General features: G+C 54.6%; 14 protein-coding genes. 2 read left to right on the plus strand and 12 right to left on the minus strand.

The window, feature by feature from the left end; genetic code table 11:
* Positions 1–31: 31 nt before the first annotated feature.
* From DF283_RS00370 to ychF, 10 genes are all read right to left on the minus strand, one after another.
* Positions 32–772 carry an isoprenyl transferase gene (locus DF283_RS00370; protein WP_303672600.1) on the minus strand — a complete coding sequence of 247 codons (741 nt, stop codon included), beginning with the start codon at positions 770–772 and terminating at the stop codon, positions 32–34.
* Between the two features lie 504 nt (positions 773–1276).
* Positions 1277–2032: a DUF561 domain-containing protein gene (locus DF283_RS00375; protein ID WP_303672601.1), complete on the minus strand. Its 756-nt coding sequence runs from the start codon at positions 2030–2032 to the stop codon at positions 1277–1279.
* A gap of 59 nt (positions 2033–2091) precedes the next feature.
* Complete coding sequence (locus DF283_RS00380; RefSeq protein WP_303672602.1) at positions 2092–4002, minus strand: tetratricopeptide repeat protein; 1911 nt, start codon at positions 4000–4002, stop codon at positions 2092–2094.
* A gap of 121 nt (positions 4003–4123) precedes the next feature.
* The gene (locus DF283_RS00385; protein WP_303672603.1) at positions 4124–4315 is read right to left on the minus strand and encodes a hypothetical protein; all 192 of its coding nucleotides are present in this window, start codon (positions 4313–4315) and stop codon (positions 4124–4126) included.
* Positions 4316–4714: 399 nt separating this feature from the next.
* Positions 4715–4942 carry a hypothetical protein gene (locus DF283_RS00390; RefSeq protein WP_303672604.1) on the minus strand — a complete coding sequence of 76 codons (228 nt, stop codon included), beginning with the start codon at positions 4940–4942 and terminating at the stop codon, positions 4715–4717.
* A 106-nt stretch (positions 4943–5048) separates the two neighbouring features.
* On the minus strand, positions 5049–7043 hold the full coding sequence (locus DF283_RS00395) for a bifunctional diguanylate cyclase/phosphohydrolase (RefSeq protein ID WP_303672605.1): 1995 nt from the start codon (positions 7041–7043) through the stop codon (positions 5049–5051).
* A 106-nt stretch (positions 7044–7149) separates the two neighbouring features.
* The gene (locus DF283_RS00400) at positions 7150–8355 is read right to left on the minus strand and encodes a glycine C-acetyltransferase (protein WP_303672606.1); all 1206 of its coding nucleotides are present in this window, start codon (positions 8353–8355) and stop codon (positions 7150–7152) included.
* Positions 8356–8430: 75 nt separating this feature from the next.
* Positions 8431–9483: an L-threonine 3-dehydrogenase gene (tdh, locus tag DF283_RS00405; RefSeq protein ID WP_303672607.1), complete on the minus strand. Its 1053-nt coding sequence runs from the start codon at positions 9481–9483 to the stop codon at positions 8431–8433.
* 45 nt (positions 9484–9528) lie between these two features.
* The gene (locus DF283_RS00410) at positions 9529–10008 is read right to left on the minus strand and encodes a hypothetical protein (protein WP_303672608.1); all 480 of its coding nucleotides are present in this window, start codon (positions 10006–10008) and stop codon (positions 9529–9531) included.
* Positions 10009–10131: 123 nt separating this feature from the next.
* The gene (gene ychF, locus DF283_RS00415) at positions 10132–11235 is read right to left on the minus strand and encodes a redox-regulated ATPase YchF (RefSeq protein ID WP_303673090.1); all 1104 of its coding nucleotides are present in this window, start codon (positions 11233–11235) and stop codon (positions 10132–10134) included.
* A gap of 36 nt (positions 11236–11271) precedes the next feature.
* Between ychF and DF283_RS00420 the strand changes: the two genes are divergently transcribed.
* Both DF283_RS00420 and DF283_RS00425 read left to right on the plus strand, forming a co-directional pair.
* Complete coding sequence (locus DF283_RS00420) at positions 11272–12075, plus strand: hypothetical protein (RefSeq protein WP_303672609.1); 804 nt, start codon at positions 11272–11274, stop codon at positions 12073–12075.
* 80 nt (positions 12076–12155) lie between these two features.
* Positions 12156–13583: a DUF58 domain-containing protein gene (locus DF283_RS00425; protein WP_303672610.1), complete on the plus strand. Its 1428-nt coding sequence runs from the start codon at positions 12156–12158 to the stop codon at positions 13581–13583.
* Between the two features lie 37 nt (positions 13584–13620).
* On the opposite strand, the gene DF283_RS00430 is transcribed toward DF283_RS00425, so the two are convergent.
* The gene (locus DF283_RS00430; protein ID WP_303672611.1) at positions 13621–13989 is read right to left on the minus strand and encodes a DUF4870 domain-containing protein; all 369 of its coding nucleotides are present in this window, start codon (positions 13987–13989) and stop codon (positions 13621–13623) included.
* A 176-nt stretch (positions 13990–14165) separates the two neighbouring features.
* Positions 14166–14624, minus strand: coding sequence for a ribosome hibernation-promoting factor, HPF/YfiA family (gene hpf / locus DF283_RS00435; protein WP_303672612.1), 459 nt, complete (start codon positions 14622–14624; stop codon positions 14166–14168).
* Between the last annotated feature and the right edge of the window lie 37 nt (positions 14625–14661).

Genomic DNA, 14661 nt, shown 5'->3' on the forward strand with positions numbered 1-14661 from the left:
TAGCGATTGCCAGAGCGATACGGTTTAACGATTACTGACCGTAGCGCCGTTCCCGCCGGGCAAAAACTTCCACAGCCCGCTCAAAAGCCTGCGGACTGAAATCCGGCCACAGCAGGTCGGTGACATAGAATTCGGCATAGGCGCTTTGCCACAGCAAATAGTTGCTAATGCGGGAATCCCCGCCGGTGCGGATAAGCAAATCCAGATCGGGCAGCCCGTGGGTGTAAAGTTTGGCGTCAATATGGGCTTCCGTAATGTCTGTGGGGGACAATTGACCCTCCTGCACCTCCTGAGCCAATTGTTGCATGGCCTGAGCCAACTCATGGCGTCCGCCGTAATTGGCGGCAATCTGGAATTTCAGGCCCGTGTTGTGGGCAGTTTGCTCGTGGGCGGACTGAATCAGGTTGTACAAATCCGGGGGAAAGGCTGAAATATCCCCGATAAAGCGAATTTGCACGTTGTTACGGTGCAGTTCGGCCAGCTCTTTGGACAGGGCTTCCACAAACAAGCGCAGCAAATAGCCCACTTCCTCGGTGCTGCGCCGCCAGTTTTCCGTGGAAAAGGCATAGACAGTCAGCGCTTTCAGCCCATGATCCGAACCAAAGCGAACCAGCGTCCTCAAAGCGTCCACGCCTTTCTTGTGACCCACCAGCGTGGGTAAGTGCCGCTGTTTGGCCCAGCGGCGATTGCCATCCATAATAATGGCCACATGCTGGAGTCCACTGCTGGTGAGCAGTTCGGTAAATTGGGTACTGACTTCTGTGGTAATCATTCGGTTTATTTTAGGACAAGCGCTCCGCAATACAAACCCGCAGATTATCCGGTGCCGCCCTCACGGGGCCAGCAGTGCTGGCCGGACCATCGCCCGCTCTGGTCAACACCCTTCACCAAAGCCCTGAATCCGGAGATCAGAGAACACCATCGGTTCTGAAGTAGGCTACCACGGGTTTCCTAACGCTCAAAATGTCTTTTTTTAGAGGCAACGGCTCGGACTAGATTGCCCCTAAAGAAAAACAGCCTTACCAGTTTAGAGGAGATGACATAGTGTAGTAGTAGGTGTGTTTGTTGGTAAAGCTGGAGAATTGAGTAGTTCGTTTTGTTTAACTTTCGCCAGACAATTATAGCAAAACAGCCCCCCACTGGTCTAACAACGGACGGATTTTTATTAGACTGCTGGCTAATTCACAAAACAGCCTGACTTTTCCTCAAAAACGCAAAAACTGCCCGACCAGCAGGCAGTTTTTGAGATCCGGCGGTTCCGGATAATGCAGAAAGCCTAGCAGGCCACGCTGATTGTGTGGGCGCTAGCGGCCACCACGGCCTGGCAGCGCTCCACCATCTCCGCTTCGGTTTGGGCTTTATTCACAAAGCTACCCACGCCTACGGCACTGGCACCGGCTTCCAGAGCGGCAGCCACATTGTCAGCGGTAATGCCGCTGGCGGTCATGATGGGCAAGCGGGTGGCTTTTGACAAAGCACGGGTGTTGCGCAGGGTGATGGCTTCTTTTTCTTGCTGACTCATGGATTTTACAGTGGGCTCAGCGGCCAGAACGCGGCTCGCGCCTTCGGTTTGAATGATATCCACACCCAGGGCTTCCAGTTGAGCAGCCAAGCGTACTTGGCTTTCCACGGTCAGGTGACCGGGAATGGTGATGGACACCAGCGCTTGACCCTGAACGGCAGACACGGTTTGCTGAGCCAGTTCCAGCACTTCATCGGCGCTGAGGAACAGGCCTTGATCGTAGAGGGCATCGAAGTTGCCCAATTCGGCCACATCGGCACCGGCGGCAACGGCGGCAGCCAGCGCGGCAGGCTCTACGCTGGAGGCGAACACGGCAGCTTGGGTGGCCTCTTTGGCGGCTTTCACGATTTCAGGGTGAGCAGCCACGTCCACAGCCACGGCGCCAGCGGCTTCAGCGGACCGAACCACTTGCAGGACATGGTCCAAATCCAGGTTAGCGATGCCGGCAATGACTTTAACGGCGTTGCGGGCTTTTAATGCGGACTTTAAGGCGTTAATACGAGCGTTCATGATGAATGTCTCTCCAAACAACAGTTGATATGAATGTCATTATAATGGAAGCATGCCTGCTATAAGGCAACACTTTGCATGAGGGTTTCAATGTCAGGATTCAGGGCCTTGGCCTGAGCCAATTTCTCGGTGGCGGCCTCGACTTCTCCCACTTGGCGCAGGGCTTCACTCCAGTAATAACAAATCAGGGCACTCTCTGCCGGGGAGGCGTCGTTGAGCAACAGGCCAAACCCGCTGTTCAAGGCCTCTACGGAGTCCAGCAAGCCCGCCAGCAGGGCCAGATTGACCTGGGCCTCCAAATGTCCGGGAACTATCCCCAGCAGGCTATGGAAGGTGGCTTGAGCGGCTTGCCATTGCACTTGCCTCTCTGTCGAAGCGCTGAGCGCCTCAGCCAGCCGCATGTGGCACAAACCCAGCAGGTAAAGGGCGGGTACGTTCTGTGGCTCCTGCCGCAACACCTGAAGCAGAAAGTCCTGAGCCTCGCCGGATTCGCCCAATTGCATCAGGGTTTCCGCCATGGCCACCCTGGCGCTCCGGTGTTCGGGCTCCAGTTGCAGGGTTTTGCGGTACTTGTTCAGGGCGTCCTTGAGATCGCCGTGGCGGTACAAGACCAAGCCGTAAAAAAAGTTAATTTGGGCCGACTCCGGCTTACGGCGGATGATGGGACGCATCTGCCGCACGGCCTCCAGCGTTTCCCCCTGTTCGCACAGCACCAGCGCCAGATTGACAGCGGCATCATCGAGGTCGGGCTTCTCCATCAGGGCTTTTTGTAAGTGCGCTTTGGCTTTGAGCCAGTCTTCCAGCCCCATGTAATAGGTGCCCAGCAAATAATGGGCTTGCGGGTTCCACTGATCCCGTTGCTCAATGGCCTTCAGGTGCGGAATGGCCTCTTCGGAGCGGCCGGTTTTGATCAGGGCCAGGGCCAGATTCATAATCAGGGTCAGGTTGTCCGGCTCTTGGGCAAACGCCTTGTTCAAATGCGGCAAGGCCGCTTCAAACTGGCCACACTCCAATAGCTGTTGTCCCCATTCGGATTCCAGTCCCGGAAAATCCGCCTGCAGGGCATGGCAGTGGGCAAATTGCTGAAAACCTTCCTCATAGTGCCCTTGCTGGCACAGGGCAATCCCCCAGCTTAGATAGGCTTCCGGGAGTTCCGGGTTGAGGAGGGTGGCCTGCTTGTAGTTCTCAATGGCCACATCCGGCCGCTTTAAATTGGCCAGAATATCGCCCTGGTTCAGGTAGGCCTCCGCCTTCTCCCAACCCAGTTCAATCGCCCTGCGGGATTTGCTCAGGGCCTCTTCATAGCGTCCCAACCGGTTCAGGGCCACGCTCCAGAAGTAAAAGGCCTCGGCGTGCTTGGGCAGAAAGCGCAAGGTAATCCTGAATTTTTCGATGGCCCCCTGATAGTCCTGAAGCTCGGCCAAAATGGCTCCCCATAAAAAATAAACCTGGGGCTGATGGCCAGAGATGGCCAAGGCCTGCCTGAAATGCTTGATGGCCTCCCGGTAATTGCCCTGCCGGGCCAAAGCAATGCCCCAGTTCACGTGGGGTTCCGGATTTCCGGGGTTCAAGGCAATGGCCTTCTCGTACAACTGGCAGGCCTCTTCAACCTTCCCCTGAGTCATGAGAACCGCCCCCCAAAGCATGTAGGGGTTGACCTGTCCGGGATCTTTTTCAATGCAGCATTTAAACTGTTCAATGGCCTCATCCAGCCGGTTCAGCTTGGCCAGAGCCACCCCCCAGTTCAGGTAAGGCTCGTAGCGATTGGGGGCAATCTCGCTGGCCTGCTTGAATTTGGCCAGCGCTTCTTCCAGCTGGCCGTTCTGGGCCAAATCCACACCCCAGTTCACATAGGCCATGCCATGGTCAGGGGAGGACTCCACGGCACGCAAGTAATCGGACACAATACGGTTGTACTGCCCGACTGTATCCAGAAAACTGCCCAGAAAGCTGCGTATGGTTTTCTTCATGCCGTCTCTAAAGCCATTTATACAGATTGATTATGCCTATCAAAAACCAAAGGGAGCCTGTTCACAAGCTCCCTTTGAATGAGGTTGCACCACACTCCGTGAAATTTGGCGTTGAGTCAGCTCAGGCCCGATTTTCCCATTCGGCTTGCCCGGCTTCGGGCCAGCCCAGCTCAGACTCAAAATTCAGGGTGTCGTAGGCGTCCAAATACTCGATAAAATCTTTTTGCTTATAGCGCTGGCGTTTGAGTGAGCGGGTTTGATACAGTCCTGCGGTGAGATCCAGGGCCTCAAATTTTTCAACATACTTTTTCATGGGCCGGTTCATAGCCACTTGTTCTCCTCTGTTCACTGTGGGAGTTTACCCAATTGGATCGTGTGTAAATGTCGTTCTTACCCCAATCATCGGCCCATTCCCAAGCCATGCGACAGCAGGCGCAGGCGGACCAACTGGTTAAAAGCGTATCCCTCTTTCTTGCCTCAAGAAACCTTTAATTGGATTAAATCATTCCGTTTTTTCTTGAGCCTATTATACCAGCTGGACTTTAATGTGAGTAGCCTCATATTCATCCGACCATTCTCCTCGCGGAAGAGAAGGCCGGGCGAAAAAGAAAGCAACAGAAACGCATCAGACCTCAATCGTCTCTGTCTTTGGATGATTCCAAAACAAAATAACGGCCCGAAAGCCGTTATTTCAGAAACTTTGAAAGCTGATTTAGCCGATCAAGCCGTCGCCGATATCAATCTCGCTGGACTTCATGATCAAGGCCTGGTAAATCACCTTCTCGGAAGAGGTGGACGCTTTGGAAAAGGGATCGTGGCCCAGTTTGTCCCGATTGTCTTCCAGCAGGCGCTTGCCCAGTTCGGCAATTTCCAGCACCAGCGCATAGCGGTTGGTTACTTTTTCGTTGAGATCGCAGGCGATCTGGGTAATGGTGGTCATGCGGTAAAGCGCTCCCTTTGTTAGATGGTTGCCGATAATGCGATGATGATGGGTACATTCCGTACATGGCAAGGCTTTTTATTTTAAGGAAAACACCCGGCCAAAGTCAATTTGCGATGGCGCTTTTCAGGGTCAGTTGCACCGGTAAAATGGGACTGACCGAAGTGCTGCTTTCCTCCGGGGCCTTGGGGGTGGCGATGGTGAACATATTGAAAAACGCTTCCAGCAGACCGGGGTCCCACTTGGTACCGGCCCCCGCTTCCAGAATTTTACGGGCATTGGCCACTTGCATGGCCTTACGGTAGGGCCGATCGGAGGTCAGGGCATGGAAAGCGTCCACAATAGACACAATGCGGGCCCCCACCGGAATTTTTTCGCCTTTATGCCCGTGGGGATGGCCGCTGCCGTCCCAGTTTTCGTGGTGACATTCCACCGCCGGGATGATGGGTCGAAGAGAAGCCACCGGGTATAAAATCTGCTGGGCCCCGATGACCGGGTGCTGTTTCATGATTTCCCACTCTTTTTCATTCAGCGGGCCGTCCTTGCACAAAATATCCTCGGGAATGCCGATTTTACCGATGTCATGCAGGAAGGCCGCCGCCCGAATTTCCTCCACCTCGGTGGGGGTCATTTTTAAGGCATGGGCCAAGGCCACAGCATAGTTGGCCACCGCTTGAGAGTGCCCCCGGGTGTAGCGATCCTTGGCCTCCAGGGCCCCGGCCAGCGAAGTGATGGTTTCCAGCATCAGGTCATCGGTCTGGGCTTTGCTGGGGGTCTTTTTCTCGATGTGGTTGACCAGTTCCTGGTAGACGCTGGGCACGTGAATATTGTCGTACTTGCGGGCCACCTGCGAGGCAAAGACCTCAATCACCGTCTTGTCGTTGAGCTGATCAATCTCTCCGCAGGCAATGCAGGCGGATTCTCCGGCTTTATTGCCCTTGAACTTGGCCAGATGTAAAGCCTGTTCAGCCAGTTTGAGCAGTTTCTCCCGGGTTTTGGTGTCATCCGGGTAAGTGGCGTGCCCGATACTGATGGACAAATGTCGGAGCTGCTCGGGCAGGCGGATTTTGAGCCCTTCCAAAAAACGATGGGCGATTTCATCGGCGGCTTTTGGGCCGGTTTCCGGCAGAATGACCACCACTTCATCCCCGCCATAGCGGGCAATGGTATCCAGACCCCGACTCAGCCTTCTGACGGTGGAGGCCAGATGGCAAATGGCCTCGTCGCCCGCCTGATGGCCCAACGTCTGGTTGATATCCTCGATGTTGTTGATGTCCAGAATCATGATAGAAACCGAGCCCTGATTGGATTCGGCCTTGCTCATTTCCCGTTCTAAAACGCCCTGAAAATAGCTGTAATTCATCAGGCCGGTCAGGCTATCCACCTGCGTCTGGCTTTTCATACGGTCCTGCAGGATGAGGTTCCAGATGAGCTGGGCGATTTGGTCCCGCAGGGTGTACACATAGGACAGCTTGGCCTGCGAGAAGGCGTCCATTTCCTTAAAACCCAGGGTGAGCATGGCAATGGCCTCGCCCCCGGCGATGAAGGGCACGCTGAACAGGTTAAAACTGTTGGTGCCAGGCTCGGCATCCGCTGCCGCCCAGGGCGTATGGGACAGAATATCGGCGCCCAGCGACTTGAGGTAGGGGGAAAAGGTGGTATCTTTTAGATTGTAGGCCTGCACCAGATGATTACTGGTGTCGGCGGTGGAAATGCGGGGCGGCTCGCTCTGTCTGGAGGTGACTCCGGTATGAATAAAGCGGACCTGAATAAACTCTCCCCGTTCATCCTTGATGGAAAAGCACAGAAAGTCGATGGGCGTCCCGCTTTTCAGGCGCTTGAGGAAAAATTCCCACACATCGGCCAATGAGGCGGCGGAGCTGACCAGTCGCCGAATTTCTTCTTCCGGGGTGGCCAGCTTGGTTTTGGCCAGTTTAGAGCCGTGGGGCTTTTTGCCCATCTGCACTTTTTCAGCATGCAAAATGCCGTTGGCGCACTGATCCACCCGCTGGGACAAGTGACTGCAAAACTGGTTCCATTTGGCGGCCAGCCGCTTGCTGACCGGCCTGGCTTCATTTTTGGGCAATTCCTGCTTTTCCACGCTGAAAAAACTCCCCGCTGTCTCCCGGAATGAAAGCGGTTACACACGCCTAGTTCAGCAATTCTAACATATTGTAAAGATGGCATGAACTGGCAGTTTTTCAGGACTAACGCTGGAGCAGACCCAGTTCTTTCCCGATTTTTTCAAAGGCCTCAATACACCGGTCCAGATGGGCCTGAGTGTGGCAGGCGTTGATGATAACCCGCACCCGGGCTTTATCGGCGGCCACGGTGGGGAATACAATGGCCCGACCATAAATGCCCTCTTCCAACAAGCGCTGGCTGAGCTTCTGGGCCTTTTCGCTGGTGCCCACAATCACCGGGCAAAGCGGGGTTTCACTATCAATGGGCAAGCCAATGGACTTCATGCCCGCTTTGAAATAGCGGGTGTTGAACCACAGCTTCTGAATCAGGGCGTCATCGGCCTCCAAAAGTTCAATGGCCGCCAGACAAGCCGCTACCACCGACGGCGGATGCGGGGTGCTGAACAGCAGCGGGCGGGCCTTGTTGACCATGATCTCTCGCATGGCCTGGGTGCTGGCCACGTAGCCACCCATCGAGCCCAGCGCCTTGGACATGGTGCCCACCACAATATCCACCTGATCGTGCAGGCCAAAGTGATCCACGGTACCTCGGCCATGACTGCCCAAGACACCGCTGCCATGGGCGTCATCCACCATGACGATGGCGTTATACTGCTCGGCCAACGACACAATGTCCGGCAATTTGGCGATGTCCCCGTCCATGGAAAACACGCCATCGGTGACGATCAGCCTGCGGCGGGCGGTTTTGTGCTTTTTAAGCACGCTTTCCAGGGCGTTCATGTCGCTGTGGGCGTAAATATCCTTGCTGGCCCCACGGCTGAGGCGCACGGCATCAATGATACTGGCATGGTTCAGGGCATCGCTGATAATAACATCGCCTTCGCCCATAATGGGGGGAATGGCCGCCATGTTGGCCGTAAATCCGGATTGCAGCACCAACGTTGCTTCGCAGTGCTTGAAGCGGGCCAACTTTTCTTCCAGTTGCTCGTGAATGCCCATGGTGCCGATGATGGTGCGCACCGCACCCGCGCCCACGCCCAGTTCTCGGGTGGCCTGGATGGCCGCTTCAATCAGCTTGGGGTGATTGGCCAAGCCCAGATAGTTGTTGGAGGAGAAATTGAGGATTTGCCGTCCGTTCATGGAAAGTTCGGCATCCTGCGGCCCTTCAAACGGTTGCAGGGCCTGGTATAAATGTTCGTCTTTCAGGCGCTGGATTTCATCTTTCAAAAAGTCCAGACGATGTGATTTTTTTTCAGTGCTGGCAGTCATGGGGCAATCCTCTGGGTAAATCTTATGGGCTGTTTGGCCCTATTCTTACTGTAGCATAGCCCCAATGGGCTTTTATCAGGGTTTCAGCAGGATCTTGCCGCTGACGCCCTGGCGAATCAGTTCCATGGCTTGGCCAAACTCGCTCATGGGCAGTTGGTGGGTGATAATAAAGTCCAGATCCAGCTTGCCCGCTTCCATCAGATCCAGCATGAGTAACCAGGTTTGGAAAATCTGGCGGCCATTGACCCCCACCACTTTGGCTTCCTTGAAAATAATGTCCTTGCTGATATCCAGCTCCACCTTACCTTTGGGAATCCCCATCAGCACCACGGTACCACCCAAGCGCAGGCTTTCCAGCGCCCCGTTTATGGCGATGGGGCTGCCGGACATTTCTAGCACCACATCCACCCCGCTGCCGCCGGTTTTTTGTTTAAGTTCTTCCGCCACATTGACCTTATCGGCGGCCAACACGGCATCGGCCCCGGCCTTTTCGGCCAGTTCCAGGCGGAAGGGGGACACATCGGAAGCGAAAACCTTGAGGGCTCCCATGGCTTTGGCCACCACGATGGCAAACAGGCCCAGCGGCCCGCAACCCACCACATGCACCGTTTTCCCGGACACATCGGCCTTGGACACGGCATGCACGGAGTTCCCCAAGGAATCCAGCAAAGCGCCATATTCCGGCTTGATAGAGCTGGGCAGTTTAACCACCTGCTTGGCCGGAATGGCGATGTACTCGGCAAAACAGCCCGGCAAATCGATGCCGAAGATCTTCACGTTCTCGCAAATGTGCTTGTGCCCTTGCTGGCATTGCAAGCAGTGACCACAAGGCAGGTGCATTTCCGCGGAGACGTAATCGCCCGGCTTGAGTCCGTGGACTTTGTCGCCCACGCTTTCAATCACCCCGCAGAACTCGTGCCCATACACCAACGGGGTTTGGATGCGGTTGGCGCTCCACTCATCCCATTCCGTAATGTGGAAGTCGGTCCCACACACGGAAGCCAGACTCACCTTGATCAACACCTCTTTGGGGCCGGGTTGGGGTTTATCCACAGTGGCGACTTTAAAGCCTTTTTCCGGGGCGGCCTTTTGGATGGCTTGCATGGTCTGAATGCTAGTGGCTGGCATGGCGTTCCTTACTGTTCAGGGGTTCAGGGGGAAAGTGTGAATATCCTACTGCGAAGTCGCACTGGATGAAACGAGGCTTTTAATGCCTGCCCAGTAGGCTCGGCAACCCTCCTTAAAATCAGATGACTTTGGCCATAATGGGGCGGGAGGAAGACCGAGTGCTTTACGTCTTTTCCGCTCAAGCAAAAAATTCCAGAGTGCAACGCATTGTAAGATAGGCATGGAAATAAAAAGCATTCCTGCAAAGGCTGAAATTGGGCTCAGCAAAAGTGCTTTTGCATGACTCATAGCGTTTTTGCCAGTAATTAAAGCTAACTGGCATTTACCTACACCAAATAAAGCCCCACCGGCAAACGCCAAGATGGATGCCTCTTTAAGTGGGATGGGCTGAAGCGGATCTTTATTAAAAACAGGGTGAACAGGCTTTGAGGCAGCCAAAGCCGGCTTTTGTGCTGTTAGCGGCAAGGGATAAGTGGGTTGTGGATAAGTATAGGGTGGCTGATACCAAGGCGGCAGCGTTGACATGATTGATTCCCCTTTAGAAGGGTGCAAAAATACAGCAGCTTTTTAAAGCTATTATCTCGGTTAAACGTTCCTCAAGATAGAAAATTAATAGCGCTCATTCACTGCTTGAGCCGTCAGTTTGGATTACACATTAAAACGGAAGTGAACCACGTCGCCGTCTTTCATGATGTAGTCTTTGCCTTCCAGGCGCATCAAGCCTTTTTCCTTGGCGTTTTTCTCGCCGCCGACGGTCACATAATCGGTGTAAGCGGTCACTTCAGCCCGAATAAAGCCCTTTTCAAAGTCAGTGTGGATGACTCCGGCGCACTGGGGGGCGGTCATGCCCTTATCATAAGGCCAGGCCCGCACTTCTTTTTCGCCAGCCGTAAAGTAGGTTTCCAGACTCAGGGTTTTAAAAGCGGCCTGAATCAAGCCGTCAATGCCAGAGGACTGCACGCCCAGGCTTTCCAGATAGCCCGACTTCTCAGCTTCATCCAGCTGGGTCAGTTCCGCTTCAATCTGGGCGGAAATGGGCACAGCAATACGGCCCTCTTCAGCGGCCCGGTCAAACAGCTTTTTAAAGTGCGGATTGCCCAAGGGGTTGGCCAAGTCGCCTTCGGCCACGTTCCCGGCGTAAATGACCGGCTTGGTGCTGAGCAGTTGGGAGCGCTTGAGCAGGATCTGCTCTTCAGCGCTGAGGGTTTTGTGATCAATGACCCCGGCCCCGTCAATAATGGGCTTGATCTTCTCGAACAGGGCCAGCTTCTCTTCCGATTCCTTGTCTTTCTGCTTGATCTGTTTGCGCAGGCGCTCCATTTGCTTTTCCATGGAGCTGGAGTCGGCCAGACACAGCTCAATGTGGATGGTTTCCAGATCCCGCAGGGGATCGACGCTGCCTTCCACATGCACCACATCGGTATCCTCAAAGCAGCGCACCACATGCACAATGGCATCCACTTCCCGAATGTTGGCCAAAAACTGGTTGCCCAGGCCTTCGCCTTTGCTGGCGCCACGCACCAGCCCGGCAATGTCCACAAATTCAAACACGGCGGGGATGACCGTCTGCGTTTTAGCCAGCTCCTTCAGCACGGCCAGACGGGGATCGGGCACCTTCACGATGCCCACGTTGGGCTCAATGGTACAGAAGGGGTAGTTGGCGCTTTCCGCCTGATAAGAAGAGGTAAGGGCGTTAAACAGGGTGGATTTTCCGACGTTGGGAAGTCCGACGATTCCGGCCTTTTGCAAAATAAAGGGTCTCCGTGTGGTTCCGTGTAAGGGTGTGTAATGGGGGACGTACAGATTGAGCCCGGTCTGGGGTATGATAATGCCATGTCCGCATCATCAATCTACCTGAAACACGAAATCACGATCAAGGATCTGCCGGAGTTGACCGGCTCGACCCAACGAGCCAGCCTGGGCAACAAATGGCTGTTTGTGGGCATTGATATGGCCCCCATCGACAGCCTGGAAACCGGCATCGCCGTTCTGGACCGGGAACGGCGCATTCTGCGCATGGACAAGCTCAGCGACAATGATGACATTTTGCTGTTTCTGGACAATTTGGCCCCGCCGGAAAACTTGCTGGTGGTGCTGGATATTCCCAAAAGCCTGAGCATACCCAGCAAATGGCGGCAGCAGCAGATTAAAATGCATCCCCTGCACCTGCGCTCCTCCATTCCTAACGCCACTCAGGAGGTGGTGCCCACCGAGCGCTTTGCCCAGCGGGCCAAGGAGTTTTATGAAGCGGTGGATGAGCGGGGCATCCTGATGCTGAACTTTTTTACGGCCCACGCCAAGCTGCGCTACGATTTAAACATGCCCTTCCGCCATCGCAGTTCCCAGGGTTGCCGCACCTTGCAAGCGGCTCTCAAGCAGCAGTTGTATATTCAGGATGTGCCCGCCAACCTCATGCCCAGCTCCGTGCTGGATGCCATGATTGGCGCTTACACGGCCTGGATGGTCTATAAGGCTCAAGAGGGGCAGCATTTCCAGCTCTATCGGGATGACGAGCGCCGCCTGTACGTAGACCCTCTGAAACGCTGGATTAAACCCGTCCGCTATCGGCAGGGTCGCTACCGTTCCGGCTAGAGAAGGTGAGGCTGGCTGGCTTTTCTGCGAGATAATGGATTCAAGCATGATGGTAGGCCGTATCAATAGAGGGAACGACTTTGGGCGGAAGTGAACTGGCCTTGCTGGATCAGTTGAGAGACAGCACCTTGCAGCTGGCGTTTGTGGCCGGAACCGCTCTGCTACTGGGCTGGATACGACGGGCGCAGCCCACGGGATTGACCTTGGGGCTGATTTTAGTGCCGGTTCCCCTGTTGGCCCTCAGTGTGTGGTGGCCCTGGCTGAGCTGGGTGGCCGCTTTCTACACGCCACTCCTCATGTTGCTTTTGATGATAGACGGCTTTTTGCTCAGTGTACCCGCGCGCTATCTCAGCCTGAGTCGCGCCATGGGGCAGAAGTTTTCCATCGGCCAGAGACAAGGGATTCAGTTAAGTGTGGTCAATAATAGCCCTCAGCCCTTGGCCCTCACCCTGAGGGACAGTGTACCCGAAGGGCTGCGACACGGCCAGACGGGAGCCACTCTGGACTTACAGGTGACCGTGCCAGCCTTCAGCCACGCGTCCGTCAATTATGAGGTACTGCCCACGCGCCGGGGTTTGTATCGTTTTGAGAGCATTCACGCCCGCTATAAAAGCCGACTGGGTTTGCTGTGGTTGACCTTGAGCGGCGGACGGTCGGAGACGGTTCAGGTGGTTCCCGATTTGCGGAGAATTCGACAAATGCGCCTGAAGGCCTCCAGGGCTCAAAACGCCGGGGAGTTGCAAAAGCGCTCTCTAGGGCTGGAAGGTACCCAGTTCAGTGGACTTCGGCATTATTTCGCGGGCGATGATGTCCGTAAACTGGCCTGGCAGGCTACCGCCAAGCTGGATGCCCCGGTGGTGCGCACCTTCGCCCACGAAGTGGAGCAGCCCATTCTGGTCTTGGTGGATGCCGGACGGGCCATGAATGTCCCGGTCAAGCACCTGCAAAAATTCGACTGGGCCTTGAACACCGCCCTGGCCTTTATGGGAGTGGCCATTGATCGGGGAGACGCCGTGGGGGCAGGAGTTTTCGCCAACCGAATTTTGGCCAACATTCCCATGGGCAAGGGGCGGCATCATCTCAGTCGTCTGCTGGACGCCCTGGGGCAGGTAGAAGTCCAGTCGGTGGAGCCGGATTATGAGAGCGTGATGCTGCAATTCGCCCGAGGGCTCAAGCGGCGCTCTCTGGTGGTGGTGCTGACCGATTTGATCGACCCCATGGCCTCTCGCAGTCTGATCAGAAGCCTGCGAAGTTTTTCCCGCAATCATGTACTAATGGTGGTCACGCTGGCCGATTCGCAAATTGCCAGCACCGCAAATATGCTGCCCTCATCGCCTTATGCGGCGTATCAAAAAGGGGTGGCTCTGGATTTACTGGCCCTGCGTGAAGAAACCCGGCAACTCCTGTGCAAGGGCCATCAGGCCATGGTGGTGGATGCCGCCCCGGAAACACTGGATGAGACGCTCATTGCCCGCTATCTGGACCTAAAGCGCCAAAACCGGCTTTAGAAATTGTCGGTTCCACCGGATTGCTGGATAGCGCTTGTTAGCGCATCAAATTGTTGTCAATGAAATCGCCCAGCACCGGGATTTTAAAGTCTTTGCCGGTAAAAGCCATAATCATTAAGTAAACCCACGCACCAAGCAGGCCCAAACCAATGAAAAAGCACGCCAATCCGGCCAATATATTTACAAGCGGGATCATGGCAAAAATACCAAGAAGCGTAAAAATAATGAAATCTATCAGGCCAAAAAATATAGCCTGTAGACAGTGAAATTTAATGTATGCGGATTCCCCTTTTTTCATCAGAAGAATAACAATGGTTGGAATCATGAAGAGGCCCAGGCCCGCATAACTCAACCCGGCCCACAATTTATCATCACTGTTCGGCTCACTGGATACTGGATTGACCACGCGCTCACTCCTTAAAACGAATAAAACCCTGAATCGACTGGCAATACAACGGCTGGTTTGACCACCACCGTGCGGTGCCCTAAAAAAGAATGCCGTAAAAAAGCACTCACCTTGTGTCAAAAGATGAGTGCTTTTAATAGTAGCCTTAAATAGGGTTTTTAGGAAGTTGGCCGAATTTAACTGCGGTAACCCTCCGTGGTGGCTTCGGCTTCCTCTTGATCCTCGTAAGTCAGGAAGACGCCTTGTAGCAAGTCATCCTCATCCGGCCCCAATAAGCTCTCGGCCTCTTCTTCGATGCCAGCCTTGCGGATGGATTCGCCCTTGGCGGACTTGGCCCGGCCCAGCAGTTTGGTTTTATGACGGCTGAGAACCCGTTCCACCTTGTCCACCAGCTTGTCGATACTGCCATACAGGTCAATGGAGGAGACTTCTACCCGCAAAACCGCCCGGTTGACCACCACCGTGGCCTCCGCCAGCTGGCCTTCATTGATACGGGGGTTCTTTTCCACGCTTAGGAATACGTGAATTTCCTGAATAAAATCGTAATGATGCTCCAACCGTCCGATTTTTTCGGAAACATACGCTTTAATCGCATCAGTTAGCTCGATATTACGACCGTTGACGATTAGTTTCATAGTCTCCCGCTCCTCTCTAGACTCCTCTATTATACCC

It is taken from the genome of Vampirovibrio chlorellavorus, from assembly GCF_003149375.1.
Taxonomy (GTDB): domain Bacteria; phylum Cyanobacteriota; class Vampirovibrionia; order Vampirovibrionales; family Vampirovibrionaceae; genus Vampirovibrio; species Vampirovibrio chlorellavorus_B.

Excerpts from the sequence above, each read along its gene's own strand:
- DF283_RS00410 (WP_303672608.1), bottom strand. The coding sequence starts at position 10,008 with ATGTCAACGCTGCCGCCTTGGTATCAGCCACCCTATACTTATCCACAA.
- DF283_RS00390 (WP_303672604.1), bottom strand. The coding sequence starts at position 4,942 with ATGACCACCATTACCCAGATCGCCTGCGATCTCAACGAAAAAGTAACC.
- DF283_RS00385 (WP_303672603.1), bottom strand. The coding sequence starts at position 4,315 with ATGAAAAAGTATGTTGAAAAATTTGAGGCCCTGGATCTCACCGCAGGA.
- DF283_RS00375 (WP_303672601.1), bottom strand. The coding sequence starts at position 2,032 with ATGAACGCTCGTATTAACGCCTTAAAGTCCGCATTAAAAGCCCGCAAC.
- DF283_RS00420 (WP_303672609.1), top strand. The coding sequence starts at position 11,272 with ATGGGGGACGTACAGATTGAGCCCGGTCTGGGGTATGATAATGCCATG.
- DF283_RS00400 (WP_303672606.1), bottom strand. The coding sequence starts at position 8,355 with ATGACTGCCAGCACTGAAAAAAAATCACATCGTCTGGACTTTTTGAAA.
- hpf (WP_303672612.1), bottom strand. The coding sequence starts at position 14,624 with ATGAAACTAATCGTCAACGGTCGTAATATCGAGCTAACTGATGCGATT.
- DF283_RS00370 (WP_303672600.1), bottom strand. The coding sequence starts at position 772 with ATGATTACCACAGAAGTCAGTACCCAATTTACCGAACTGCTCACCAGC.
- tdh (WP_303672607.1), bottom strand. The coding sequence starts at position 9,483 with ATGCCAGCCACTAGCATTCAGACCATGCAAGCCATCCAAAAGGCCGCC.
- DF283_RS00380 (WP_303672602.1), bottom strand. The coding sequence starts at position 4,002 with ATGAAGAAAACCATACGCAGCTTTCTGGGCAGTTTTCTGGATACAGTC.